The 24349-nt window shown below is 48.9% G+C and carries 25 protein-coding genes and 1 pseudogene; 18 read left to right on the plus strand and 8 right to left on the minus strand.

The window, feature by feature from the left end; genetic code table 11:
* Nucleotides 1-73 precede the first annotated feature (73 nt).
* Nucleotides 74-916: a 23S rRNA (adenine(2030)-N(6))-methyltransferase gene (rlmJ, locus tag CRI63_RS10675; RefSeq protein WP_130221306.1), complete on the plus strand. Its 843-nt coding sequence runs from the start codon at nt 74-76 to the stop codon at nt 914-916.
* A gap of 71 nt (nt 917-987) precedes the next feature.
* Nucleotides 988-2340, plus strand: a complete 1353-nt coding sequence (gorA, locus tag CRI63_RS10680) for a glutathione-disulfide reductase (protein ID WP_135519492.1) — start codon at nt 988-990, stop codon at nt 2338-2340.
* A 53-nt stretch (nt 2341-2393) separates the two neighbouring features.
* Here the strand turns inward: gorA and dinQ are convergent, their stop codons facing one another.
* Nucleotides 2394-2477 (minus strand): damage-inducible type I toxin DinQ, encoded by an 84-nt coding sequence (gene dinQ / locus CRI63_RS10685; protein WP_001295215.1) that lies wholly within the window; start codon nt 2475-2477, stop codon nt 2394-2396.
* 27 nt (nt 2478-2504) lie between these two features.
* Here dinQ and CRI63_RS23925 point away from each other — a divergent pair, with 27 nt between their 5' ends.
* The 6 genes from CRI63_RS23925 to CRI63_RS10715 all read left to right on the plus strand — a co-directional run bounded on the left by CRI63_RS23925 (nt 2505) and on the right by CRI63_RS10715 (nt 7048).
* Nucleotides 2505-2678: a hypothetical protein gene (locus CRI63_RS23925; protein ID WP_001297979.1), complete on the plus strand. Its 174-nt coding sequence runs from the start codon at nt 2505-2507 to the stop codon at nt 2676-2678.
* A gap of 541 nt (nt 2679-3219) precedes the next feature.
* Entirely contained in the window at nt 3220-3573 is a 354-nt protein-coding gene (gene arsR / locus CRI63_RS10695; protein ID WP_000008961.1) for an As(III)-sensing metalloregulatory transcriptional repressor ArsR, read from the plus strand.
* A gap of 54 nt (nt 3574-3627) precedes the next feature.
* The gene (arsB, locus tag CRI63_RS10700; protein ID WP_135519494.1) at nt 3628-4917 is read left to right on the plus strand and encodes an arsenite/antimonite:H(+) antiporter ArsB; all 1290 of its coding nucleotides are present in this window, start codon (nt 3628-3630) and stop codon (nt 4915-4917) included.
* Between the two features lie 12 nt (nt 4918-4929).
* Nucleotides 4930-5355: a glutaredoxin-dependent arsenate reductase gene (arsC, locus tag CRI63_RS10705; RefSeq protein WP_130217822.1), complete on the plus strand. Its 426-nt coding sequence runs from the start codon at nt 4930-4932 to the stop codon at nt 5353-5355.
* A gap of 453 nt (nt 5356-5808) precedes the next feature.
* Complete coding sequence (gene slp, locus CRI63_RS10710; protein ID WP_135487091.1) at nt 5809-6375, plus strand: outer membrane lipoprotein Slp; 567 nt, start codon at nt 5809-5811, stop codon at nt 6373-6375.
* A 142-nt stretch (nt 6376-6517) separates the two neighbouring features.
* Nucleotides 6518-7048: a LuxR C-terminal-related transcriptional regulator gene (locus CRI63_RS10715; protein ID WP_130217826.1), complete on the plus strand. Its 531-nt coding sequence runs from the start codon at nt 6518-6520 to the stop codon at nt 7046-7048.
* A 61-nt stretch (nt 7049-7109) separates the two neighbouring features.
* Here the strand turns inward: CRI63_RS10715 and chuS are convergent, their stop codons facing one another.
* The 3 genes from chuS to CRI63_RS23930 all read right to left on the minus strand — a co-directional run bounded on the left by chuS (nt 7110) and on the right by CRI63_RS23930 (nt 10786).
* Nucleotides 7110-8138 (minus strand): hematinate-forming heme oxygenase ChuS, encoded by a 1029-nt coding sequence (gene chuS / locus CRI63_RS10720; protein WP_135519496.1) that lies wholly within the window; start codon nt 8136-8138, stop codon nt 7110-7112.
* A 48-nt stretch (nt 8139-8186) separates the two neighbouring features.
* Nucleotides 8187-10169, minus strand: a complete 1983-nt coding sequence (chuA, locus tag CRI63_RS10725; RefSeq protein ID WP_135519498.1) for a TonB-dependent heme/hemoglobin receptor ChuA/ShuA — start codon at nt 10167-10169, stop codon at nt 8187-8189.
* 416 nt (nt 10170-10585) lie between these two features.
* The gene (locus CRI63_RS23930; protein WP_165383523.1) at nt 10586-10786 is read right to left on the minus strand and encodes a hypothetical protein; all 201 of its coding nucleotides are present in this window, start codon (nt 10784-10786) and stop codon (nt 10586-10588) included.
* Nucleotides 10787-10841: 55 nt separating this feature from the next.
* On the opposite strand from CRI63_RS23930, the gene shuT reads away from it, so the two are divergent.
* The 6 genes from shuT to CRI63_RS10760 are packed head-to-tail and all read left to right on the plus strand — an operon-like array spanning nt 10842 to nt 16053.
* On the plus strand, nt 10842-11756 hold the full coding sequence (gene shuT / locus CRI63_RS10735; RefSeq protein WP_135519598.1) for a heme ABC transporter substrate-binding protein ShuT: 915 nt from the start codon (nt 10842-10844) through the stop codon (nt 11754-11756).
* 19 nt (nt 11757-11775) lie between these two features.
* Nucleotides 11776-13113: a heme anaerobic degradation radical SAM methyltransferase ChuW/HutW gene (hutW, locus tag CRI63_RS10740; protein ID WP_130260993.1), complete on the plus strand. Its 1338-nt coding sequence runs from the start codon at nt 11776-11778 to the stop codon at nt 13111-13113.
* A 12-nt stretch (nt 13114-13125) separates the two neighbouring features.
* Entirely contained in the window at nt 13126-13620 is a 495-nt protein-coding gene (gene hutX, locus CRI63_RS10745; protein ID WP_000020032.1) for a heme utilization cystosolic carrier protein HutX, read from the plus strand.
* On the plus strand, nt 13620-14243 hold the full coding sequence (gene chuY, locus CRI63_RS10750; RefSeq protein ID WP_135519500.1) for an anaerobilin reductase: 624 nt from the start codon (nt 13620-13622) through the stop codon (nt 14241-14243). Before hutX ends, chuY begins: the two co-directional genes overlap by 1 nt.
* 50 nt (nt 14244-14293) lie before the next feature.
* Nucleotides 14294-15286 carry a heme ABC transporter permease ShuU/ChuU gene (gene shuU, locus CRI63_RS10755; protein ID WP_217355974.1) on the plus strand — a complete coding sequence of 331 codons (993 nt, stop codon included), beginning with the start codon at nt 14294-14296 and terminating at the stop codon, nt 15284-15286.
* Nucleotides 15283-16053 (plus strand): heme ABC transporter ATP-binding protein, encoded by a 771-nt coding sequence (locus tag CRI63_RS10760; RefSeq protein WP_135519502.1) that lies wholly within the window; start codon nt 15283-15285, stop codon nt 16051-16053. Before shuU ends, CRI63_RS10760 begins: the two co-directional genes overlap by 4 nt.
* 51 nt (nt 16054-16104) lie before the next feature.
* Here the strand turns inward: CRI63_RS10760 and CRI63_RS10765 are convergent, their stop codons facing one another.
* The 3 genes from CRI63_RS10765 to hdeA all read right to left on the minus strand — a co-directional run bounded on the left by CRI63_RS10765 (nt 16105) and on the right by hdeA (nt 17591).
* Complete coding sequence (locus CRI63_RS10765; protein WP_135519504.1) at nt 16105-16752, minus strand: MgtC/SapB family protein; 648 nt, start codon at nt 16750-16752, stop codon at nt 16105-16107.
* Nucleotides 16753-16815: 63 nt separating this feature from the next.
* On the minus strand, nt 16816-17142 hold the full coding sequence (gene hdeB, locus CRI63_RS10770) for an acid-activated periplasmic chaperone HdeB (protein ID WP_130209187.1): 327 nt from the start codon (nt 17140-17142) through the stop codon (nt 16816-16818).
* 116 nt (nt 17143-17258) lie between these two features.
* Entirely contained in the window at nt 17259-17591 is a 333-nt protein-coding gene (gene hdeA, locus CRI63_RS10775) for an acid-activated periplasmic chaperone HdeA (protein WP_130209189.1), read from the minus strand.
* A 254-nt stretch (nt 17592-17845) separates the two neighbouring features.
* On the opposite strand from hdeA, the gene hdeD reads away from it, so the two are divergent.
* Together hdeD and gadE are read left to right on the plus strand one after the other, a co-directional pair.
* Complete coding sequence (gene hdeD / locus CRI63_RS10780; RefSeq protein ID WP_130221293.1) at nt 17846-18415, plus strand: acid-resistance protein HdeD; 570 nt, start codon at nt 17846-17848, stop codon at nt 18413-18415.
* Nucleotides 18416-19136: 721 nt separating this feature from the next.
* Nucleotides 19137-19664 (plus strand): acid resistance transcriptional activator GadE, encoded by a 528-nt coding sequence (gadE, locus tag CRI63_RS10785; RefSeq protein WP_064527778.1) that lies wholly within the window; start codon nt 19137-19139, stop codon nt 19662-19664.
* Between the two features lie 19 nt (nt 19665-19683).
* Here gadE and CRI63_RS24830 read toward each other — a convergent pair.
* Nucleotides 19684-19968, minus strand: a pseudogene (locus CRI63_RS24830) (hypothetical protein); the annotation flags it as partial.
* A 107-nt stretch (nt 19969-20075) separates the two neighbouring features.
* Here CRI63_RS24830 and mdtE point away from each other — a divergent pair.
* Together mdtE and mdtF are read left to right on the plus strand one after the other, a co-directional pair.
* Nucleotides 20076-21185, plus strand: coding sequence for a multidrug transporter subunit MdtE (gene mdtE, locus CRI63_RS10795; RefSeq protein ID WP_346763493.1), 1110 nt, complete (start codon nt 20076-20078; stop codon nt 21183-21185).
* A 24-nt stretch (nt 21186-21209) separates the two neighbouring features.
* Entirely contained in the window at nt 21210-24323 is a 3114-nt protein-coding gene (mdtF, locus tag CRI63_RS10800) for a multidrug efflux pump RND permease MdtF (protein ID WP_135405394.1), read from the plus strand.
* The last annotated feature ends 26 nt before the right edge of the window (nt 24324-24349 follow it).

Consider the following 24349-nt stretch of genomic DNA (forward strand, 5'->3'; position numbering starts at 1 on the left):
GGTATACTGTCCTGATAGGCTTTTGTGCGCCCCGAATACGGGCCGATTTTTACTTACCGGAACACCTTTACCCATGCTCAGTTATCGCCACAGCTTTCACGCTGGCAACCACGCCGACGTCCTTAAACATACCGTTCAGAGCCTGATCATCGAGTCGCTGAAAGAGAAAGATAAACCGTTTCTCTATCTCGACACCCACGCAGGAGCCGGGCGTTATCAGTTAAGCAGCGAACATGCCGAGCGTACCGGCGAATATCTCGAAGGTATCGCCCGTATCTGGCAGCAGGACGATTTGCCCGCAGAACTGGAGGCGTACATCAATGTGGTAAAACACTTCAACCGTAGCGGTCAGTTGCGTTACTACCCCGGTTCGCCGTTGATTGCTCGCCAGCTACTGCGTGAACAGGACAGCCTGCAACTGACCGAACTGCACCCGAGCGATTACCCGTTGCTGCGTTCTGAATTTCAGAAAGACAACCGTGCGCGCGTGGAAAAAGCCGACGGTTTCCAGCAGCTTAAGGCCAAACTGCCGCCGGTTTCCCGCCGTGGTTTAATCCTTATCGACCCGCCGTATGAAATGAAAACCGACTATCAGGCGGTGGTCAGCGGGATAGCAGAAGGTTACAAACGTTTCGCCACTGGCACTTACGCATTGTGGTATCCAGTGGTGCTGCGCCAGCAAATTAAGCGCATGATCCACGACCTGGAAGCAACCGGCATTCGCAAAATTCTGCAAATTGAACTGGCGGTACTGCCAGACAGCGATCGCCGCGGCATGACCGCTTCCGGCATGATTGTGATTAACCCGCCGTGGAAGCTGGAACAGCAGATGAATAACGTGCTGCCGTGGCTGCACAGCAAACTAGTTCCGGCTGGCACCGGGCACGCCACCGTAAGCTGGATCGTGCCGGAGTAATTGCAGCCATTGCTGGCACCTATTACGTCTCGCGCTACAATCGCGGTAATCAACGATAAGGACACTCTGTCATGACTAAACACTATGATTACATCGCCATCGGCGGCGGCAGCGGCGGTATCGCCTCCATCAACCGCGCGGCTATGTACGGCCAGAAATGCGCGCTGATTGAAGCCAAAGAACTGGGCGGCACCTGCGTGAACGTCGGCTGCGTGCCGAAAAAAGTGATGTGGCACGCGGCGCAAATCCGTGAAGCGATCCATATGTACGGCCCGGATTATGGTTTCGATACCACTATCAATAAATTCAACTGGGAAACGTTGATCGCCAGCCGTACCGCCTATATCGACCGTATTCATACCTCCTATGAAAATGTGCTCGGTAAAAATAACGTTGATGTAATCAAAGGCTTTGCCCGCTTCGTTGATGCCAAAACCATTGAAGTAAACGGCGAAACCATCACGGCCGATCATATCCTCATCGCCACCGGTGGTCGTCCGAGCCACCCGGATATTCCGGGCGTGGAATACGGTATTGATTCCGATGGTTTTTTTGCCCTTCCTGCTTTGCCAGAGCGCGTAGCGGTTGTTGGTGCGGGTTACATCGCTGTTGAGCTGGCGGGCGTGATTAACGGCCTGGGCGCAAAAACGCATCTGTTTGTGCGTAAACATGCGCCGCTGCGCAGCTTCGACCCGATGATCTCTGAAACGCTGGTCGAAGTGATGAACGCCGAAGGCCCGCAGTTGCACACCAACGCCATCCCGAAAGCGGTAGTGAAAAATGCCGATGGCAGCCTGACGCTGGAGCTGGAAGATGGGCGTAGTGAAACGGTGGATTGCCTGATTTGGGCGATTGGTCGCGGGCCTGCCAATGACAATATCAACCTGGAAGCCGCTGGCGTTAAAACCAACGAAAAAGGCTATATCGTCGTCGATAAATATCAAAACACCAACGTTGAAGGTATTTACGCGGTGGGCGATAACACGGGTGCAGTAGAACTGACACCGGTGGCAGTTGCAGCGGGTCGCCGTCTCTCTGAACGCCTGTTTAATAACAAGCCGGATGAGCATCTGGATTACAGCAATGTTCCAACCGTGGTCTTCAGCCATCCGCCGATTGGTACTGTTGGTTTAACGGAACCGCAGGCGCGCGAGCAGTACGGCGACGATCAGGTGAAAGTGTATAAATCCTCGTTCACCGCAATGTATACCGCCGTCACCACTCATCGCCAGCCGTGCCGCATGAAGCTGGTATGCGTTGGGCCAGAAGAAAAGATTGTCGGTATTCACGGCATTGGTTTTGGTATGGACGAAATGTTGCAGGGCTTCGCGGTGGCGCTGAAGATGGGCGCAACCAAAAAAGACTTCGACAATACCGTCGCCATTCACCCGACGGCGGCAGAAGAGTTCGTGACAATGCGTTAAATGTTAAAGGGCTAAGAGTAGTGTGCTCTTAGCCCTTAATTACGTTTCCGCTATCAGTTCAGAAGCTGAAGCAGAAAGCGGATCAGTTCCAGCAGCGCAATTAACGCTCCAAGAACGATGATTGCTTTGTCAATCACCCGTTTTCTCCATGCGATGGAGTGAGAATGCATCCGCTTACTCATCCATTGCCTGTCACGGCGCATGTCTCATTGTTAGATGACGACTATCTCACTCCGGCCAGAGCATCAGTGAACGGCACCACCCGTACTTCTGACCAGGACTTTGAAAGCGTTTATGCGCATTGCCAGAGTGAAAATGTCTCAGAGCTAACTGGATAATCATACAGTATATTCAGGTTATAAAACCAGCATGTCCTTGCAATAGTTTCAGTATGGTATTAGCATTGATGCGTTAGATGATGGCTATCTCACTCCAGCCAGAGCCACCAACTCTGGGCTTAAGAGTAAAAAAACCGACGCAAAGTCGGTTTTTTTACGTCCTGATTCGGACAAGCCTTAATACGGCGATAATCCGGTGAAAGTATATAAATCCTCTTTCACCAACATGTATAGCAAACTGTCCCTTCGCCAGCTGAAGAAATCGCTAACGCTTGTAATGTTAGCCACTGGCTAATAGTATTGAACCGTTAGATGTGGGCATTCTCACTCCAGCCAGAGCCACCAACTCAGGCTGAAGAGTAAAAAACCGACGCGAAGTCGGTTTTTTTACGTCCTGATTCAGACCTCCTTTCAAATGAATAGCCAACTCAAAATTCACACCTATTACCTTCCTCTGCACTTACACATTCGTTAAGTCATATATGTTTTTGACTTATCCGCTTCGAAGAGAGACACTACCTGCAACAATCAGGAGCGCAATATGTCATTTCTGTTACCCATCCAACTGTTCAAAATTCTTGCCGATGAAACCCGTCTGGGCATCGTTTTACTGCTCAGCGAACTGGGAGAGTTATGCGTCTGCGATCTCTGCACTGCCCTCGATCAGTCGCAGCCCAAGATATCCCGCCATCTGGCATTGCTGCGTGAAAGCGGGCTATTGCTGGACCGCAAGCAAGGTAAGTGGGTTCATTACCGCTTATCGCCGCATATTCCAGCATGGGCGGCGAAAATTATTGAGCAGGCCTGGCGGTGTGAACAGGAAAAGGTTCAGGTGATTGTCCGCAACCTGGCTCGACAAAATTGTTCCGCAGACAGCAAGAACATTTGCAGTTAAAAAATTTAGCTAAACACATATGGATTTTCATATGTGTTTTATCCGGGAGGCATTATGTTACTGGCAGGCGCTATCTTTGTCCTGACCATCGTATTGGTTATCTGGCAGCCGAAAGGTTTAGGCATCGGCTGGAGTGCAACGCTCGGCGCAATACTGGCGTTAGCTACGGGCGTGGTCCATCCGGGCGATATTCCGGTGGTGTGGAATATCGTCTGGAACGCGACGGCTGCATTTATTGCCGTCATTATCATCAGCCTACTGCTGGATGAGTCCGGCTTTTTTGAATGGGCGGCGCTGCACGTTTCACGCTGGGGCAATGGACGCGGTCGCTTGCTGTTTACCTGGATTGTCCTGCTCGGTGCCGCCGTTGCGGCCCTGTTTGCCAATGATGGCGCGGCGCTTATTTTAACGCCGATTGTCATCGCCATGCTGCTGGCTTTAGGGTTCAGTAAAGGCACGACGCTGGCGTTCGTGATGGCAGCGGGATTCATTGCCGATACCGCCAGCCTGCCGCTTATTGTCTCCAACCTGGTGAATATCGTTTCGGCAGATTTCTTTGGTCTTGGCTTTCGCGAATACGCTTCGGTGATGGTGCCGGTGGATATCGCCGCAATTGTTGCCACGCTGGTAATGCTGCATCTCTATTTTCGCAAAGATATTCCGCAGAACTACGATATGGCGCTGCTGAAATCTCCCACCGAAGCGATTAAAGATCCTGCTACGTTCAAAACTGGCTGGGTTGTTTTACTGCTTCTGCTGGTGGGGTTTTTCGTCCTGGAACCGCTCGGCATTCCGGTGAGCGCCATTGCAGCTGTGGGCGCACTGATATTATTTGTCGTCGCTAAACGCGGTCACGCGATTAATACGGGTAAGGTGCTGCGCGGTGCGCCCTGGCAGATTGTCATCTTCTCGCTCGGCATGTATCTGGTGGTTTATGGCCTGCGCAATGCCGGATTAACGGAATATCTTTCTGGCGTACTCAACGTGCTGGCGGATAACGGCCTGTGGGCCGCGACGCTCGGCACCGGATTCCTCACCGCCTTCCTCTCTTCTATTATGAACAATATGCCAACGGTACTGGTTGGCGCGTTGTCCATTGATGGCAGCACGGCATCTGGTGTCATCAAAGAAGCGATGGTTTATGCCAACGTGATTGGCTGCGATTTGGGGCCGAAAATTACCCCGATTGGTAGCCTGGCAACGCTGCTCTGGCTGCACGTACTTTCGCAGAAGAATATGACTATCAGCTGGGGATATTACTTCCGTACAGGAATTATCATGACCCTGCCTGTGCTGTTTGTGACGCTGACCGCGCTGGCGCTACGCCTCTCTTTCACATCGTAATGAGATACTGATATGAGCAACATTACCATTTATCACAACCCGGCCTGCGGCACGTCGCGTAATACGTTGGAGATGATCCGCAACAGCGGTACCGAACCGACCATTATCTATTATCTGGAAACACCGCCGACGCGCGATGAACTGGTCAAACTCATTGCCGATATGGGGATTTCCGTACGCGCGCTGCTGCGTAAAAACGTCGAACCGTATGAGGAACTGGGCCTTGCAGAAGATAAATTTACTGACGATCGGTTAATTGATTTTATGCTGCAATATCCCATCCTGATTAACCGCCCGATTGTAGTGACGCCGCTGGGAACTCGCCTGTGTCGCCCTTCAGAAGTCGTGCTGGAAATTCTGCCAGATGCGCAACAAGGCGCGTTCACCAAGGAAGATGGCGAGAAAGTGATTGATGATGCGGGTAAGCGATTAAAATAAACAAAGGGGGCGGCTGCGCCCTCTCATTATTGACAAAAAATACATAATTTCGATCGTGCAATTTCAGTAAATTATTGATATCCACGCAGGACGGATAAACAATGTTTTTTAATGAACAGATAAAATGAGTCATATAATAAGCGTTTTAAAATTGAAGATCCCCAAAGTTAAAATTACGAATGGCTTGCATATCTAACATTTATAAACCATTATCATCACATCAATAACAATTTTTACGCCATGTGCCATTAGAAATAAGAGTCTCCTTATAATATCTCATATTATAAGGAGACGCATAATAACATCACACATCAATGCTTTCCGGAACTCATCTGCAAGGATATAAATATCAGACAGGTTTACGTTACTATCAGGCATATCACCTGAAAATCAGATGAAAACTATAAAGAAATATCTATTATGGTTTTAACATTTGTTGATAAGGATAGTAACATGAACAAGACAAAAGGTGCACTCATCTTCAGCCTTTCATTTTTTCTTGCCGCATGTAGTTCGATTCCGCAAAATATCAAAGGCAATAACCAACCTGATATTCAAAAAAGTTTTGTTGCTGTTCATAACCAACCGAATTTGTATGTTGGCCAACAGGCACGCTTCGGCGGGAAGGTTATCAACGTTATCAACGGTAAAACAGATACGTTGCTAGAAATCGCCGTATTGCCGTTGGATAGCTATGCGAAACCTGACATTGAGGCCAACTATCAAGGGCGACTGCTCGCCAGACAAAGCGGCTTCCTTGACCCAGTGAACTACCGTAACCACTTTGTCACCGTTCTCGGCACCATTCAGGGCGAACAACCTGGATTTATCAATAAAGTCCCATATAACTTCGTTGACGTAAATGTGCAGGGGATTCAGGTATGGCATTTGAGAGAAGTGGTCAATACCACCTACAACTTGTGGGATTACGGCTACGGCGCATTCTGGCCTGAACCCGGCTGGGGCGCACCGTACTACACCAATGCAGTTAGCCAGGTAACGCCAGAACTGGTGAAATAATTTGGTTTAAAGATGCAGATATTTTTCAAATATCTGCATCTTCAATAAAATCATTTCTATATAACTATAATTACAAGCCCTGACCTTTTTATTACCTTTGGCGACCTGATTATAAAGTTAATGTTCGCAACGGGAGTCGGTTATGTTTCTTATAATTACCAAAGACACCATGTTTTTCACCGCGATGAAAAATATTATAAGTAAAGGTAATGTCGTTCATATACAGAACGAAAAAGAGATTGACTTAACGTTGCATCAGAATGCCTTAGTGATTATTGATACATTAATGAATAATGTATTCCACTCATCAATGCTCAACAAAATTGAACGCCTGCGGCCTGTTCATGTCATTGTTTTCTCGCCGTTTAATATTAAACGCTGTCTGGGGAAAGTTCCGGTAACCTTTGTCCAGAGAAATATTACGATTATTGACTTCGTCGCGCTGCTCAATGGCAGTTATTGCTCTGTACCAGAAGCGGACGTGTCACTCTCGCGCAAACAGCATCAGGTTCTGAGCTGCATTGCGAATCAAATGACGACAGAAGATATTCTGGGGAAACTCAAAATATCGCTGAAAACATTCTACTGCCATAAACACAATATTATGATGATCCTCAATCTTAAACGGATCAACGAACTGGTACGTCATCAACATATTGATTATCTGGTCTGAAATCTCCAGCTGATATTTATAAAGAGGCCCGGCGACAGCCAGACCTCCTGACAATGACTCGTTATGCAGCAACGCCTTCCTGCGTCAGCGCCGCAATCTGTTTACGCCATTGCGCCTGCTCCTGTTCCCCTTCAGTACGCTGACCATAAAGTTGCGCAATCTGCGTACCATCATGAGCAAACAGTTCCAGGCTGGTTACGTAGCCATCGCTGGTCGGTTTACGGGTAACCCAGGCTTCAGCAATGCTCTCTTCTAATAGATGAAGAGTAAACGTCGGGTTGAAAATATTCAGCCAACCTTTCATTGGCACCACTTTTTCGACCACTCCCGTGAAAATCTGTACGCAGCCACGGTTGCCAACAAACACCATGATTTCATTGCCATCCTGCTGTGCAGATTCCAGAATTTGCGCCAGCGCACTACCAGGTACTTTGCAGGCCAAATCGTCTGCCACCAGATTGAACGCCTGCTGACGAGTCAGGTTGTGGCGCTTGAGCAACGTAAAAAACTGATGGACATCCGTCATCGCACGCCACTCTTGTTCTACAACACTGGCATCGACGTCGGTTTGTGCGACAGGCGCATCAACCGTTGTTAACTCAAGCGGCGTATTTTCCTCGACGGTAAAGCGTGCCAGAAGCTCATTCCATGCCGCCATATCGGTATTGTCGGTAGCATAAACTTTCAGTAATGCATCGCCCTGATGATCAAAGAACTGAATACTCTGACGTTCACCGCGAGCCGTGTTTTCTTTTATATGGAAAACACTGTCCCACTGATTGAGAAACAGTCGCAAATCCAGCGCGCGCGGGTTGAGTATTAATCCGGCATGACCGTTCAAATGCTGGTTTGTGAACGAGCCAACTTGCTCATGGACTGCATATTCATTACGACAAATACATTTGGTTTCACCAACGCTTTCCAGCGCCGCCAGAATTTCACGAATATCGCCGCGCATCCGCCACGCGTCGTGCGTGACGCGCGCAAATGCCAGTTCTGCTTCGCTGATATTCATTAAACCTGCGATTTCACGCGCGTACTTTCCGGGATTTTGTTCTTTTAACTCAAGCCAGCGTGTGTAGTGGTTCATTGTCTCTCTTCCTTCCAGATAAATGCCCCGAAATATCGGGGCTGATGATTACCATTGATAACTCACGAAAATTTTGCCGTTACGCCCATCCTGTGGAATGCCCTGCGGCGACCAGTACTCTTTATCGAAGGCGTTGCCCAACACTAAAGTAGTGGTCATGCCTTTGAGCGCCTGCTGCCCTTGATAACTGACGTAGAAATCATTCACGCCGTAGCCAGGTTGTTTGCTGTAACTGCTGCTGATATGTGTTGAGCGATCGGCAAACGTACCGACCCACCCAACAGAGAAGCCACTGTGAGCGATCGGAATATTCAGGGTGCTGGTAACGGTATCCGGGTTAATGCTGGAGATATATTCCCCGGTATCGGTGTCTTTGCCGCGGGTACGGTTATAGGCCACATCAAGACTAAACAGGTCAGTGGTATATTTCGTCATCACATCCCAGCCCCAGATTTTGGCGTTCGGGACGTTATAAGACATGGTTGCCGCCGCCGCGAAATCGACGGTTGTGGAGATGTAATCCTTCGCTTTGGTATCAAAGTAGCTGGCTTTAAATTCCAGGGCATCATTGGACAACATCAGGTCATCAAAACGCAGCCCAAAGCCGTATTCCTGAGTTTCGTTGGTTTCCGGACGTAAATTCGGGTTTGGCACCCAATAGTTTGTATAGAAGCGACCAATCGAGAAGTGCTTTGAATCATTGTACATTTCGCCCATCGTCGGGGCGCGGAATGCCTGGGCATATGAACCAAATAACATCAGCCAGTTGGTCGGATTGATAGTCATCCCTGCACGAGACGACCATTTGTCGGCATCAACATCTTTGTAGCCGTCGCTGCTACCGCGATAACTGCCATAGCGGGTTCCGCCAAGCAGGGTAATCGGCAGATCGCGCAAGGTGATTTCATCCTGTAGCCAGCCGGAACTGAAATCAATTTTTGCTTGCGGGAAGCCCGTCGTCGCGCCGCCCGGATGCTGTTCCTGACGATAATACTCACCGCCATACGTCAGCAGGTGAGAGGCAAAACTCTCGGCAAACAGAGTGGAACGGTTCTCCAGTTTGGCACCTTTCGTTGTCTGCTCGCGATACTCACCGGAACTTCCCGTGTTTTGCGCATTAATACGAACTTCCGACCAGTAAACTTTTGCATCAGCATTTAACCAGTCGTTGCCCACTGGAGAGAGCTTATAAGAAAGCTGTGCATCACGTTGAATCGTTGAACGATCAACCATCGGATTACTGCTGTCAGACGCTTCAACGGTCTGCGGATTTTTTGGTTCGCGCGCGTCGTTATTGTAGTAACGCACTAATCCGCTCAGAGCCTGGGCAGAATCTATTTGCCAGGTTCCTTTCGCCAGCATGTTATTAATAGCCTCATCATTCGGCGCGGTTTCGCCATTGCTCTGGCGTAAATCACCACGATCGCGACTGGACCAGGCCACAATACCATCCAGATTTTCCGTTCGCCCAAACGCGCTCGCGCCTAATCCCAGGCTATGGTCCCCCGTGCCACCGGTGCCAAAAACGCGAAAACCGCTGCTTTGTCCTTCCTGCAATAAATCTTTTGCATCGACCGTATCGTAGGAGATAACCCCACCCAGCGCGCCACTGCCATACAATAATGCCGAAGGTCCACGGACAATCTCGACACGTTTGATCAGCGCTGGATCGAGGAAAGTCCCATTCAGGTGTCCGGTGTCCGTTCCCTGGCGAACGCCATCGACAAGAACCAGCACGCCGCGATGGTCATAACCACGCATATTTACATCCTGACCGTTGGTTCGTCCGGTACCATCAAGGGTAATTCCAGGAACATGACGCAGCAGATCGGTGGCTGAAGTCGCCGTTTGGTTTTCAGGAGCGGAAGTGTCGAGGACGCTGACCATCATTGGTGCTTCGAAGGAACTACGGGCATTCCCCGTTGCCGTAACGGTCATGGTTTCAGTAGCAAAAGCAAACGTTGGCAAGGTGGCAGAAACAGCCAAAGCCAACAAACTCAAGCGCAACGAGGTAAATTGCGGACGTGACATAGCGATTCTCCATGAGGAAAATAAAAAATGCTGGCTACCTGGATTAATACCGGGATGGCTGGCGAAAAATAAATTTATTTACAATTCAAAGCGATAATATTCGCCGGGTGAGTTAACAGGCGTTTATATTCCGTGAAATTGCCTGGTATCCTGGACAATTCGCCCTCTTTGTCAGGCAAAGCGATATGCCGCATCTGGAGTGAAGAGCGCTGTGCGCTATCCCTTGCAAAAGCTATTATTTTGTTATCCATATAGCAATATTTTGTTAAAGCCAGACGTGATAATGAGAATTATTATCGATCAATTTTTTATGATCAAGCTTTTTTTTAACCGCCATTAACACAATAAACAGGGGGTTATGAAAGCTATCCTGTATCCAGAAAACCATTTTTTTCTTGTGGCAGTCCCCCACGACCTCATAACGAAACGTTGTCGTTAACCGCGATAATTTTCTTTTCTCTTTGCTCTGCAAGCCGCGATATCTCGGAGATCTCAGCTTTTTCCCGCCCTGAAATTTTGTCGGTAACAAGAACGTTAGCTGACGAAGCATCTTGATAAAAATCAAAAATAAATACGCTTGTAACGCCTTGCGTATTGAATCGACGGTTGTGTTTCATATATAACTCAAATGATAATCATGATCATTCTCAATTCGATAAGAGTTCTCATATGATGCCAAGGATCACCAACAGGCCGTATCTTTTTTCCCCACTAACGTTATGTATTTCAGCCGTGGCCTCTGCCGCGAAGACTGCGGTAAAACGAAAAAAATTGTTTACGGCAGTACTGGCTCTTAGCTGGGCTTTTAGCGCAACGGCTGCCGAACGCATTGTGGTCGCTGGAGGATCACTGACGGAGCTAATCTACGCGATGGGTGCTGGCGAGCGCGTGGTGGGTGTCGATGAAACGACATCTTATCCACCAGAAACCGCCAAACTGCCGCATATTGGCTACTGGAAACAACTCAGCAGCGAAGGCATTTTGTCACTTCGCCCGGATAGCGTAATTACCTGGCAGGATGCAGGACCGCAAATTGTGCTCGACCAACTGCGGGCGCAAAAGGTCAACGTCGTCACTCTGCCGCGTGTACCAGCCACCCTTGAGCAGATGTACGCCAACATTCGCCAACTGGAAAAAACGCTACAGGTTCCTGAACAAGGCGAGGCGCTGGTGACACAAATCAGCCAACGCCTGGAGCGAGTACAGCAAAACGTGGCGGCCAAAAAAGCCCCGGTTAAAGCCATGTTTATTCTCTCCGCAGGCGGAAGTACGCCACAGGTCGCCGGTAAAGGCAGCGTCGCGGACGCCATTCTGTCGCTTGCCGGCGCAGAAAACGTCGCTACCCACCAGCAGTACAAAAGCTACAGCGCGGAATCGCTGATTGCGGCTAACCCTGAAGTGATTGTCGTCACCTCACAAATGGTCGATGGCGATATTAACCGGCTACGTTCTATTGCCGGAATTACCCACACCGCCGCCTGGAAGAACCAGCGCATTATCACCGTTGATCAAAACCTGATTCTGGGAATGGGCCCGCGTATTGCTGATGTCGTTGAGTCTTTACACCAGCAACTTTGGCCGCAATAAACGGATTTAAATCAGACGTATGAACATGAAAAACACCCTGGATCTCACGCCTCATTTTGCTTTAGACGGTGACCAGCCATTTAAAGACAGGCGTGCCATGATGCCGTTTCGTGGGGCCATTCCGGTCGCCAAAGAACAACTGGCACAGACCTGGCAAGAGATGATCAGTCAAACAACCTCACCTCGTAAGCGACTGGTTTATCTTCATATTCCTTTTTGCGCGACACACTGCACGTTTTGTGGTTTTTATCAGAATCGTTTTAATGAAGATGCGTGTGCTCATTATACCGATGCCCTGATTCGAGAAATCGAACAGGAGGCAGACAGCGTATTGCATCAGTCCGCGCCCATCCATGCGGTCTATTTCGGTGGCGGTACGCCTTCCGCACTCTCCGCGCGCGATTTGGCAAGAATCATCACCACACTACGAGAGAAATTACCACTGGCACCCGATTGTGAAATCACCATTGAAGGCCGGGTACTGAATTTTGACGCTGACCGAATCGACGCTTGCCTTGATGCGGGAGCAAACCGCTTCTCAATTGGTATTCAGTCGTTTAACAGCAAAATCCGCAAGAAAATGGCCCGCACCTCGGATGGTCCAACCGCCATTGCGTTTATGGAAAGCCTGGTCAAACGCGACCGTGCTGCGGTGGTCTGTGACCTGCTGTTTGGCCTGCCAGGTCAGGATGCGCAAACCTGGGGAGAAGATCTGGCTATTGCCCGCGATATCGGTCTTGACGGCGTCGACCTCTATGCGCTCAACGTCCTGCCCAACACGCCACTGGGCAAAGCCGTGGAAAACGGGCGCACTACCGTGCCCTCTCCGGCGGAGCGTCGCGATCTTTACCTGCAAGGGTGTGATTTTATGGACGATGCCGGTTGGCGCTGCATCAGTAACAGCCACTGGGGCCGTACCACACGCGAACGCAATCTCTATAACCTGCTGATAAAACAAGGTGCCGATTGTCTGGCCTTTGGTTCCGGCGCAGGTGGTTCGATTAATGGTTACTCCTGGATGAACGAACGCAATCTGCAGACCTGGCATGAATCCGTCGCGGCAGGCAAAAAACCGCTGATGATGATCATGCGTAACGCTGAACGTAACGCGCAGTGGCGTCATACCTTGCAATCGGGCATTGAAACGGCGCGTGTACCGCTGGACGAACTTACGCCACATGCCGAAAAACTCGCACCATTACTGGCCCAGTGGCACCAAAAAGGCTTAAGCCGCGATGCTTCAACGTGCCTGCGATTGACCAATGAAGGTCGTTTCTGGGCAAGCAACATTTTGCAGTCTCTTAATGAACTGATTCAGGTACTTAATGCGCCAGCGATTGCGCTTGAAAAACCATAACAGGAGTGATTTATGAGCCATGTCTCGTTACAGGAATTTTTGAAAACGGAACCAGACGGTACGCTGGAGGCGATCGCCGAACAATACAACACCACGCTGCTGGAGGTAGTGAAAAATCTGCCCTCTCCGACTGTTGTGTCAGGCGATAAATTCGATACTGTCTGGGATACCGTCTGCGAATGGGGCAACGTCACCACGCTGGTGCATACTGCCGATGTGATCCTCGAATTTAGCGGCGAACTGCCTTCGGGTTTCCACCGCCACGGCTATTTCAATCTGCGTGGAAAGCACGGCATGTCCGGGCATATCAAAGCAGAAAACTGCACGCATATTGCCTTAATCGAACGTAAATTTATGGGCATGGACACCGCATCCATTCTCTTTTTCAACAAAGAAGGCAGCGCCATGCTGAAAATCTTCCTCGGCAGGGATGACCATCGTCAGCTCCTGAGCGAACAAGTCAGCGCCTTCCATGCTCTGGCAGCATCGTTGAAGGAACACGCCTGATGACACCCTGGCTACTCTTTGGTGCGGGCGGAAAAGGTGTGGGCGCCAGAACGCTTGAACTGGCGCTGGCAGAACAACGTCCGGTCGTCGCTGTCGTTCGCCGTGCAGACGCTGCGGCTCAACTGGCGCAACAAGGTGTACAGGTTTTTACAGGCGACGCCTGTGATGCCAGCGTAGTCGCAGCCGCCTGCCGCGCGGCTGGTCCGCAAGCACTTATCATCTCAACAATGGGCGGCGCACAGGATTATCTGGCCCACAGAACGGTGATTGATGAGGCCGAAAAAGCAGGCATCCGTCGCATAATTCTGGTGACTTCTTTGGGATGCGGCGATAGTTGGCCGTTCTTATCGGATCGGGCAAAAGCCGCGTTTGGCCAGGCGGTGCGCGAAAAGACACTGGCAGAAAGCTGGCTGCAAACCAGCCAGCTAGACTACGCCATTCTCCGCCCTGGCGGTCTGCTTGACGGCGCAGCAACAGGCAAAGCACAACGGATACAAAATCAGGAGTGTCATGGCTTTGTTCACCGTGCCGATGTCGCCGCACACATTCATGAACTGGCAAACGCGCCAGCACTCAACAAGCAGATCTACAGTCTGATTGAACCGGACCTGAAACCGGCGTAATCCCATGCGGCGCAGACTCTCCGCGCCGCAACGTCATAACGGAGTTTTGCGTGCTCAAGGATTCACTCTCTTCCTCCAGGGTCTTTATGGGGCTATCACTATTATTGCTAGCTCTGGTGCTGTTCGGTGCCAGTCAGGGAGCGTTAAAGATCAGTTTTGATGCCCTTTTTGATGAGGAATACCGCGATATCTGGCTCAATATTCGTCTACCACGGGTTTTGCTGGCGGTGCTGGTAGGTGCAGCGTTGGCAACCGCAGGGGTAATTATGCAGGGGCTTTTTCGCAACCCCATGGCTGACCCTGGATTGCTCGGCGTCAGCAGCGGTTCGGCATTAATGGTCGGCGTTGCTATTGTGCTGCCCTTTTCCTTCCCCGTGGTGCTGGTGCTTTATGAACAAATGGTGTTTGCCATCGCCGGAAGTTTAGTGGTCTGCACCATCATTTTTCTCATCACGCAGCGCCATCGCGATGGCAGCATGATGCAATTGTTACTCGCCGGTATCGCCATCAATGCCCTGTGCGGCGCAGCGATCGGCATACTGAGCTATATCGGCGATGAGCAACAGCTACGACAACTCACGTTGTGGATGATGGGCAATCTCGGTCAGGCGCAATGGCCAACGTTATTGGTTGCCAGTTCCTTCATTCTGCCCGCCATTATGGCAACAACGTGTCTCGCCGGAACGCTGAATTTGCTGCAACTTGGTGATGAAGAAGCCCATTACCTCGGCGTGAACGTAAAGCGTAAACGCCAACAATTACTGTTGATTAGCTCACTGCTCGTTGGCGCTGCCGTATCGGTAAGCGGCATTATCGGCTTTATAGGCCTGGTGATCCCGCATCTGATTCGCATGACAACCGGAGCAAATCATCGCTGGCTAATTCCTTGCTCTGCCCTTGCCGGAGCCTGCTTATTACTGATGGCAGACACGCTTGCCCGCACACTGGTACAGCCCGCAGAAATGCCTGTAGGATTACTAACCAGCCTGCTTGGCGGTCCGTATTTCATGTGGTTGATTCTGCGCAACCGGAGGATCGCATGATTAGCGCCCGGAACCTGGTTTATAGCCTTCATGGGCGACGCCTGACTGACAATGTCTCGCTGACTTTTCCCGGCGGGGAAATTGTTGCCATTCTCGGCCCTAATGGTGCGGGAAAATCTACGTTGCTTCGCCAGCTCACCGGCTATCTTCAACCTGATAGCGGTGAATGCCGCTTATTTAATAAGCCATTAAATGAATGGTCAATTACCGAACTGGCGAAACACCGGGCCGTGATGCGTCAGAATAGCCATATGGCGTTTCCATTCAGCGTACAAGAAGTGATCCAGATGGGGCGCCATCCGCATCGTACCGGTAATCAGGGGGATGAAACGGCACAGATAATGGCGCTATGCGACTGTCAGGCGTTAGCAAACCGCGACTATCGGCAATTATCCGGCGGTGAACAACAGCGTGTGCAATTAGCGCGCCTGCTGGTACAACTTTGGGAAGCAATACCCTCGCCGAAATGGTTATTTCTTGATGAACCAACGTCGGCGCTGGATATTCATCATCAGCAGCATCTGTTTCGTTTATTACGCCAGTTAGTTCGCGAACGGCAATTCAACGTCTGCTGTGTATTGCACGATCTTAATCTTGCCGCCCGCTATGCCGACCGTGTTGTATTGATGCAAAAAGGAAAGGTTATCGCCAATGGTAAACCGCAGGACGTGTTGACACAGCAGGCGCTGACTATGCTCTACGGCGCGGATATTACCGTGCTAAAAGATCCTGCCAACCACTCACCACTGATCGTCCTCGATCATTAAACCAACAGGAGTACCGCTCTGGTACTCCTGCCGAATAAATAGCGATACAGATTAGCTAATTGAAACGCCTTTCACCCCTGCCATGCCTTTTAATAATCGCAACAGGTCGTCTATCGACGTCGTGGCATGAAGCTGAATATCAATGGAAACCACCTCATGATCTTCATTTTCTTGCAACGAAACTAAATCAGTTTTTATTTTTTGTTGTTTAAACCAGTTGAGCATCGACAGCGTATTACCGTTCACCAACGTCAGCTGTAAATGGTAATTCTTGTTCATCAGCCGGAAAGTTAATTGATGGAAGACTTCCAGTACCAACAAGGTCATTACAGAACCGTAAATCCCCAGCTCATACATGCCGCTACCAATCACCATACCGATTGCTGCTGTTACCCAGATATCCGCAGCGGTGGTGAGGCCGACAATATTTTGATTACGAACGAGGATATTACCCGCGCCTATAAAACCGACGCCAGTGACAACCTGAGCGGCAATACGGCTGGGATCAAGCCCGACGTGATCAAGCGCCAGCACATCAGCGAAACCATATTTCGACACAATCATAAACAGGGCGCTACCCATACCGATTAAGACATGTGTACGAAGCCCTGCCCCTTTGCCGCGGATTTGCCTTTCCATGCCAATAGCACCACAGGCAATAGCAGCCAGGATTAGACGAATAATAAATTCTGCAGTCATATAAAAATGCAAAAAGGAGCAGCAAGATGGCTCAACTTGCTACTCCTTTTTGCTTTATTCCTGTTAATTCGGCAGGACATTTGCCAATTTATCTTTGAAGGTATACAAATTTTTCTGCGGATTTTTCTTACAATATTCAATCACTTTAGGAATCTGAGTCAGATCAGTTTCATTTAAGGTTACAGTATCACCACCTTTGTAAACCGTTTCCTCATGCAGCATCCACCATGCAACCGGTGTCATCGCTTTTGGGTTCAGGTCAATAAATTCCTGACAAGTCATATCTTTAGCAGATTCATTAGCAGCCAGTGCAGATTGTGCATTAACCAGTGAAAGTGCCGCTACAGCGCCAACGAAAATCATGGCTTTACGTAGAGATGAAATATTCATTTTACAACCCATTCAACAAATAAAGTATATATGAACAGGAGGATTATCTGCTTTTAACGCGAGGTATTCCTGCCTGTTCAATATTCAAGGAAATACGATGCAACGCATTCCATGAATTACATATCTTTCTTAATCTTGTCCCATTCGCCTTTAACTTTATCTTTAAAGCTGGCTTGTTTATCCTGAGTACAAGCCTGAACGATAGCTGGGGTTACGGTTGCAATGCCCTGAACATCCATAACCGCATCTTCTGGTTTATCTTTGTTATTCAGTGCTTCAGCAAAACCGACTGCAGTCGGCTGGAAGGATTCGTCCACAGCCAGGAAATCTTCACAGGTCCAGGAGTTGACAGGTTTTTTATTGTCAGCTGCTTTTTGTGCATCCGCGGCATTGCTCACAACTGGCAGAAGAAGCAGGCCACCAAGAATTACACCTAATACTTTTTTCATCGTAATATCCTCAACTATAAAGTGAAAGAGCCGTCACGAATCAATTTCGACATTGAGGTTATAACCTGGTTTTTTGGGTATGTCATGTTGAGATAAAATATCAAAATCAGATATTTTTATTTAAATACAACAAGTTACATGGGTGTTGGACACATTAATTAGGAAATTTTTATTAAATCACATGCATTCCTGGATGCATTTTTGGCATAGATTGATAGCAGGGGTTTTTCTTCTTAAATTTATAGGGCGGTTCTATGTTATATATAGATAAGGCAACAATTTTGAAATTTGACCTGGATATGCTTAAGAAGCATCGGAGAGCAATCCAGTTTATTGCTGTGCTACTGTTTATTGTCGGTTTGCTGTGTATAAGCTTCCCGTTTGTCTCTGGCGATATCCTTAGCACGGTCGTTGGCGCATTATTAATCTGCTCAGGCATTGCGCTTATTGTCGGTTTATTCAGCAACCGGAGTCATAATTTCTGGCCTGTATTATCCGGCTTCCTTGTCGCTGTCGCCTATTTGTTGATCGGCTATTTCTTCATCCGCGCACCAGAACTGGGAATTTTTGCTATTGCGGCGTTTATTGCTGGCTTGTTTTGTGTCGCTGGGGTTATTCGCTTGATGAGCTGGTATCGCCAGCGTTCAATGAAAGGCAGCTGGCTACAACTAGTCATTGGTATCCTGGATATCATCATCGCATGGATATTCCTGGGTGCAACGCCAATGGTTTCTGTAACACTAGTTTCTACACTGGTGGGGATAGAACTAATATTCAGCGCTGCCAGCTTGTTTAGCTTCGCTAGTTTATTCGTTAAAAAATAATCAATATCAGACCGTCGACACAGTATTTCCCACACCGCCTCATAATCACTCATAGTGACTATGAGGCATGTAACACTCTCACTTCATATAGCCACCAGGGCAAAACATAAACCATCGTTGAAATAATTACCGTGCGACTCATTAAACAACTCGCTGAAACCTTTATGGTTTTATAAATTTCACAGCAAATTAGCCATTTCGAACATTATCATGGCTGATATTTTCTGTAGTCAGGTTTAATGTTTAAAAGTGCTGTGGGAAAATGAAATCAAGATTTTGCAAGCATTGGCTCAATAAGAAGGTAATTAATTCAGTTGATGTTAATTTTCCTGAAAAATTAAAAAGAAAGCTGGCAATCCAATTGCCAGCTTAAGTAGAAACAAGGAGACTCGATATTTAAATCGGATTACTTTTTTATTTTAGTTTTATCATTCAGAAATCACAAACTTTAAATTGATAACTTATTCTTGGTGAAAATATGGGAGTTGTTAATTTCTTGTTAGCACTAACAAATTTATAACACCCAGGAATGTTACCTAGGATCAATATATGGAGTGCGTGATGGATAAATCTCAAGTTTTGATTAGTGTTAATAGACGTATTAGTTCACGAAGGGCAACGTTCTTATAGGCGTTTACTATATTGAACAACGAATTCGGACATGGATGTAAATAATGAAAAGGATGACATGTTCGAAACAATGACGGCTAAGGAGCAAGTTATGATTTTTCTCATGACGAAGGATTCTTTTCTTTTACAGGGCTTTTTGCAGTTGAAAGATAATCACGAAATGATAAAAATCAATTCCCTGTCAGAGATAAAAAGCATAGGTAACAAACCATTCAAGGTGATCATTGATACCTATCATAATCATATCCTTGATGAAGAAGCGATTAAGTTTCTTGAGAAGTTAGATGCTGAAAGAATCATTGTTCTGGCACCTTACCACATCAGCAAACTTAAAAGTCAGTCGCCTATCTTTTTTATCAGCCGTAAAGAAAGCATTAAAAATCTGATTGATATTACTTATGGAAAACACTTGCCTCATAAGAATTCTCAATTATGTTTCTCGCATAATCAATTCAAAATTATGCAATTAATCCTGAAGAACAAAAATGAAAGTAATATCACGTCAACACTGAAAATTTCGCAGCAGACATTAAAGATCCAGAAATTCAATATTATGTACAAGCTGAAACTTAGACGTATGAGCGACATCGTGACTCTGGGGATCTCTTCTTATTTTTAAGAAGGCGTTGATGTGGCCCAGCGATAAGTGCCTGAAATTGACGGCTGGCATGACGAGGGATGCAAATGCTGACTCCATTACTCCCGGTGATAACCAAAGGAGAAGCAAAAACGAACTTATTCCCCTGGTTTATGTATCCACCAGTAGAAACATTCGTTGCCCGGACGCAGGCAGAGACTGTCAGCAGAACGGCAACATTTTTTTTGCCATCTAAATCACCACATTGGTCACTCGGCCTGCATGCGCCATCACAGGCATACATCCCCATGGCCTGCACTATGCCGCAGGTCTGTAAATCCCTCATGCCTCTCCCCGCACACATTCAAAAAATCCGTAATTTTTCACGAATTTTCAGGGAATAAAATGAACAGAAAAAGAAAACTGTTAATACCGTTGTTATTCTGCGGCGTAATTCTCACCGCATGCGACGACAAATCAGCGCAAAATGCTGCCGCCATGACGCCAGAAGTGGGCGTGGTGACGCTCTCCCCCGGCTCAATCAATGTCATGAGCGAATTGCCCGGCAGAACTGTTCCTTATGAAGTTGCTGAGATTCGCCCGCAGGTGGGTGGCATCATCATTAAACGCAATTTTATCGAGGGCGATAAAGTCAACCAGGGCGATTCGTTGTATCAGATTGACCCTGCGCCCTTGCAGGCAGAGCTGAACTCAGCCAAAGGTTCGCTGGCGAAAGCCCTCTCTACCGCCAGCAATGCCCGCATTACCTTTAATCGCCAGGCATCGTTGCTGAAAACCAACTACGTCAGCCGTCAGGATTACGACACCGCGCGCACCCAGCTGAATGAGGCGGAAGCCAATGTCACCGTTGCTAAAGCGGCTGTTGAGCAGGCGACCATCAATCTGCGATACGCGAATGTCACCTCGCCCATTACGGGCGTCAGCGGGAAATCATCAGTGACCGTCGGCGCACTCGTTACCGCTAACCAGGCGGATTCACTGGTTACCGTACAGCGTCTGGACCCGATTTATGTCGATCTCACGCAGTCAGTGCAGGATTTTTTGCGCATGAAAGAAGAGGTCGCCAGTGGGCAAATCAAACAGGTTCAGGGCAGTACACCAGTACAGCTCAATCTGGAAAATGGTAAACGTTACAGCCAGACCGGTACGCTGAAATTCTCTGACCCGACGGTGGATGAAACCACGGGCTCCGTCACGTTGCGCGCGATTTTCCCCAATCCAAATGGCGACTTACTGCCAGGCATGTACGTCACAGCATTAGTGGATGAAGGTAGTCGCCAGAATGTGTTACTGGTGCCGCAGGAAGGCGTTACCCATAACGCCCAGGGCAAAGCAACGGCGCTCATTCTTGATAAAGATGATGTCGTGCAGTTACGCGAAATTGAGGCCACTAAAGCCATCGGCGACCAGTGGGTCGTCACTTCTGGCTTGCAAGCTGGCGATCGGGTGATCGTTTCCGGTTTGCAACGCATTCGCCCAGGTATCAAAGCACGCGCAATTTCCTCCAGCCAGGAAAACGCCAGCACCGAATCGAAACAATAACGTTGCAGGCTTAAGGGGACTTTCATGGCTAACTATTTTATTGATCGCCCGGTTTTTGCCTGGGTACTTGCCATTATTTTGATGCTCGCAGGCGGGCTGGCGATCATGAACTTACCGGTGGCGCAATATCCGCAGATTGCACCACCGACCATCACCGTTAGCGCCACCTATCCGGGTGCTGATGCGCAAACGGTAGAAGATTCAGTCACTCAGGTGATTGAGCAAAATATGAATGGACTTGATGGCCTGATGTATATGTCATCAACCAGTGATGCTGCGGGTAATGCGTCCATCACACTGACCTTTGAGACAGGAACGTCGCCCGATATTGCGCAGGTTCAGGTGCAGAATAAACTGCAACTTGCCATGCCATCACTCCCCGAAGCAGTACAGCAACAAGGGATTAGCGTCAATAAGTCGAGCAGCAATATCCTGATGGTGGCAGCGTTTATCTCTGAAAACGGCAGCCTCAATCAGTACGACATTGCAGACTATGTGGCTTCTAATATTAAAGATCCATTAAGTCGTACCGCAGGTGTCGGTAGCGTGCAGCTCTTTGGTTCAGAGTACGCCATGCGTATCTGGCTGGACCCGCAAAAACTCAATAAATACAACCTTGTTCCTGCCGATGTTATTTCCCAAATCAAGGTACAGAACAACCAGATTTCCGGCGGTCAACTGGGCGGAATGCCACAGGCGGCAGACCAACAACTGAACGCCTCGATCATTGTGCAGACACGTCTACAAACACCGGAAGAATTTGGCAAAATCCTGCTGAAAGTTCAGCAAGATGGTTCACAAGTGCTGCTGCGCGACGTTGCCCGCGTCGAGCTGGGAGCGGAAGATTACTCCACCGTAGCGCGCTATAACGGCAAACCTGCCGCCGGGATCGCTATCAAACTGGCTACCGGAGCAAACGCGCTCGATACCTCGCGGGCGGTAAAAGCAGAGCTCAACCGTTTATCGGCCTATTTCCCCGCCAGCCTGAAGACGGTTTATCCTTACGACACGACACCATTTATTAAAATTTCAATCCAGGAAGTTTTCAAAACGCTGGTTGAGGCCATCATCCTCGTCTTCCTGGTCATGTATCTGTTTTTACAAAACATTCGCGCTACGATCATCCCGACTATTGCCGTCCCGGTCGTTATTCTCGGCACATTTGCGATTTTGTCGGCGGTCGGTTTTACCATCAACACCCTCACCATGTTCGGGATGGTGCTGGCGATAGGGTTGCTGGTTGATGATGCTATCGTGGTGGTAGAAAACGTCGAGCGCGTGATAGCAGAAGATAAGCTGCCGCCGAAGGAAGCGACGCATAAATCAATGGGGCAAATCCAACGTGCGCTGGTCGGGATTGCCGTTGTGCTTTCCGCGGTGTTTATGCCAATGGCCTTTATGAGCGGTGCGACCGGGGAAATTTACCGTCAGTTCTCCATTACGCTGATCTCCTCCATGTTGCTTTCGGTGTTTGTGGCGATGAGTCTAACGCCTGCCCTTTGCGCCACCATTTTGAAAGCCGTTCCAGAAGGCGGTCACAAACAGAATGCGTTATTTGTGCGATTTAACCATCTGTTTGAAAAATCAACTCAACACTATACCGACAGTACCCGCTCACTGCTGCGCTGCACGGGTCGTTATATGGTGGTTTACCTGCTGATTTGTGCCGGGATGGCGGTGCTGTTTCTGCGTACACCGACCTCCTTCTTGCCGGAAGAGGATCAGGGGGTATTTATGACCACTGCACAGCTACCATCAGGTTCCACGATGGTTAACACCACTAAAGTGCTGCAGCAGGTGACCGATTACTATCTGACAAAAGAGAAAAATAATGTTCAGTCGGTGTTTACCGTTGGCGGCTTTGGTTTCAGCGGCCAGGGGCAAAACAACGGTCTGGCGTTTATCAGCCTGAAGCCGTGGTCTGAACGCGTCGGCGAAGAAAATTCGGTGACCGCGATTATTCAGCGGGCGATGGTGGCTCTTAGCCGCATCAATAAAGCAGTTATTTTCCCGTTCAACTTACCGGCGGTAGCAGAACTGGGGACAGCGTCAGGTTTTGATATGGAACTGCTGGACAACGGTAACCTGGGACATGAAAAGCTGACCCAGGCGAGAAACGAGTTGTTGTCGCTGGCAGCACAATCACCTGATCAGGTAACAGCGGTTCGCCCGAACGGCCTGGAAGATACGCCGATGTTCAAAGTGAACGTCAACGCCGCGAAAGCCGAAGCAATGGGCGTGGAATTGTCTGATATCAACCAGACCCTCTCTACCGCCTTCGGCAGTAGCTACGTCAACGACTTCCTTAACCAGGGACGAGTGAAAAAAGTGTATGTCCAGGCGGGAACACCGTTCCGTATGCTGCCGGACAACATCAACCAATGGTATGTGCGCAACGCCTCCGGCACGATGGCGCCGCTTTCTGCTTATTCTTCAACAGAATGGACCTACGGCTCACCACGTCTGGAACGCTACAACGGTATTCCAGCAATGGAGATTTTAGGTGAAGCGGCGGCAGGAAAAAGTACTGGTGACGCAATGAAATTTATGGCGGATCTGGTCGCAAAACTTCCGACTGGCGTTGGCTACTCCTGGACCGGACTGTCATATCAGGAAGCGTTATCTTCCAACCAGGCACCGGCACTATATGCCATCTCGCTGGTCGTGGTGTTCCTTGCCCTCGCCGCACTTTATGAAAGCTGGTCGATTCCATTCTCGGTAATGCTGGTCGTACCGCTTGGGGTAATTGGCGCGTTACTGGCTACAGACCTGCGCGGCTTAAGCAATGACGTCTACTTCCAGGTTGGTCTGCTAACCACCATTGGGCTTTCCGCCAAGAACGCCATCCTGATTGTCGAGTTTGCGGTTGAGATGATGCAAAAAGAAGGGAAGACACCGATGGAAGCGATTATCGAAGCGGCACGGATGCGCTTACGCCCAATCCTGATGACCTCTCTGGCCTTTATTCTCGGCGTACTGCCGCTGGTTATCAGTCATGGCGCAGGCTCCGGTGCGCAAAACGCAGTAGGTACAGGCGTTATGGGGGGGATGTTTGCAGCAACGGTGCTGGCGATTTACTTCGTTCCGGTCTTTTTCGTTGTGGTCGAACATCTCTTTGCCCGCTTTAAAAAAGCGTAACGCGTAAACGAGAGTAAGGTTGAGCG

Source organism: Escherichia sp. E2661, from assembly GCF_004745185.1.
Taxonomy (GTDB): domain Bacteria; phylum Pseudomonadota; class Gammaproteobacteria; order Enterobacterales; family Enterobacteriaceae; genus Escherichia.

What these genes read in the sequence shown, in the direction of transcription:
- chuS (WP_135519496.1), bottom strand. Translation starts at nt 8,138, where the DNA reads ATGAACCACTACACACGCTGGCTTGAGTTAAAAGAACAAAATCCCGGA.
- arsB (WP_135519494.1), top strand. Translation starts at nt 3,628, where the DNA reads ATGTTACTGGCAGGCGCTATCTTTGTCCTGACCATCGTATTGGTTATC.
- shuT (WP_135519598.1), top strand. Translation starts at nt 10,842, where the DNA reads ATGCCAAGGATCACCAACAGGCCGTATCTTTTTTCCCCACTAACGTTA.
- hutW (WP_130260993.1), top strand. Translation starts at nt 11,776, where the DNA reads ATGAACATGAAAAACACCCTGGATCTCACGCCTCATTTTGCTTTAGAC.
- mdtF (WP_135405394.1), top strand. Translation starts at nt 21,210, where the DNA reads ATGGCTAACTATTTTATTGATCGCCCGGTTTTTGCCTGGGTACTTGCC.
- arsC (WP_130217822.1), top strand. Translation starts at nt 4,930, where the DNA reads ATGAGCAACATTACCATTTATCACAACCCGGCCTGCGGCACGTCGCGT.
- hdeB (WP_130209187.1), bottom strand. Translation starts at nt 17,142, where the DNA reads ATGAATATTTCATCTCTACGTAAAGCCATGATTTTCGTTGGCGCTGTA.
- CRI63_RS10715 (WP_130217826.1), top strand. Translation starts at nt 6,518, where the DNA reads ATGTTTCTTATAATTACCAAAGACACCATGTTTTTCACCGCGATGAAA.
- rlmJ (WP_130221306.1), top strand. Translation starts at nt 74, where the DNA reads ATGCTCAGTTATCGCCACAGCTTTCACGCTGGCAACCACGCCGACGTC.
- chuA (WP_135519498.1), bottom strand. Translation starts at nt 10,169, where the DNA reads ATGTCACGTCCGCAATTTACCTCGTTGCGCTTGAGTTTGTTGGCTTTG.
- CRI63_RS23925 (WP_001297979.1), top strand. Translation starts at nt 2,505, where the DNA reads ATGCATCCGCTTACTCATCCATTGCCTGTCACGGCGCATGTCTCATTG.
- hdeA (WP_130209189.1), bottom strand. Translation starts at nt 17,591, where the DNA reads ATGAAAAAAGTATTAGGTGTAATTCTTGGTGGCCTGCTTCTTCTGCCA.
- hdeD (WP_130221293.1), top strand. Translation starts at nt 17,846, where the DNA reads ATGTTATATATAGATAAGGCAACAATTTTGAAATTTGACCTGGATATG.
- gadE (WP_064527778.1), top strand. Translation starts at nt 19,137, where the DNA reads ATGATTTTTCTCATGACGAAGGATTCTTTTCTTTTACAGGGCTTTTTG.
- chuY (WP_135519500.1), top strand. Translation starts at nt 13,620, where the DNA reads ATGACACCCTGGCTACTCTTTGGTGCGGGCGGAAAAGGTGTGGGCGCC.
- arsR (WP_000008961.1), top strand. Translation starts at nt 3,220, where the DNA reads ATGTCATTTCTGTTACCCATCCAACTGTTCAAAATTCTTGCCGATGAA.
- slp (WP_135487091.1), top strand. Translation starts at nt 5,809, where the DNA reads ATGAACAAGACAAAAGGTGCACTCATCTTCAGCCTTTCATTTTTTCTT.
- gorA (WP_135519492.1), top strand. Translation starts at nt 988, where the DNA reads ATGACTAAACACTATGATTACATCGCCATCGGCGGCGGCAGCGGCGGT.
- hutX (WP_000020032.1), top strand. Translation starts at nt 13,126, where the DNA reads ATGAGCCATGTCTCGTTACAGGAATTTTTGAAAACGGAACCAGACGGT.
- CRI63_RS10765 (WP_135519504.1), bottom strand. Translation starts at nt 16,752, where the DNA reads ATGACTGCAGAATTTATTATTCGTCTAATCCTGGCTGCTATTGCCTGT.
- CRI63_RS10760 (WP_135519502.1), top strand. Translation starts at nt 15,283, where the DNA reads ATGATTAGCGCCCGGAACCTGGTTTATAGCCTTCATGGGCGACGCCTG.
- CRI63_RS23930 (WP_165383523.1), bottom strand. Translation starts at nt 10,786, where the DNA reads ATGAAACACAACCGTCGATTCAATACGCAAGGCGTTACAAGCGTATTT.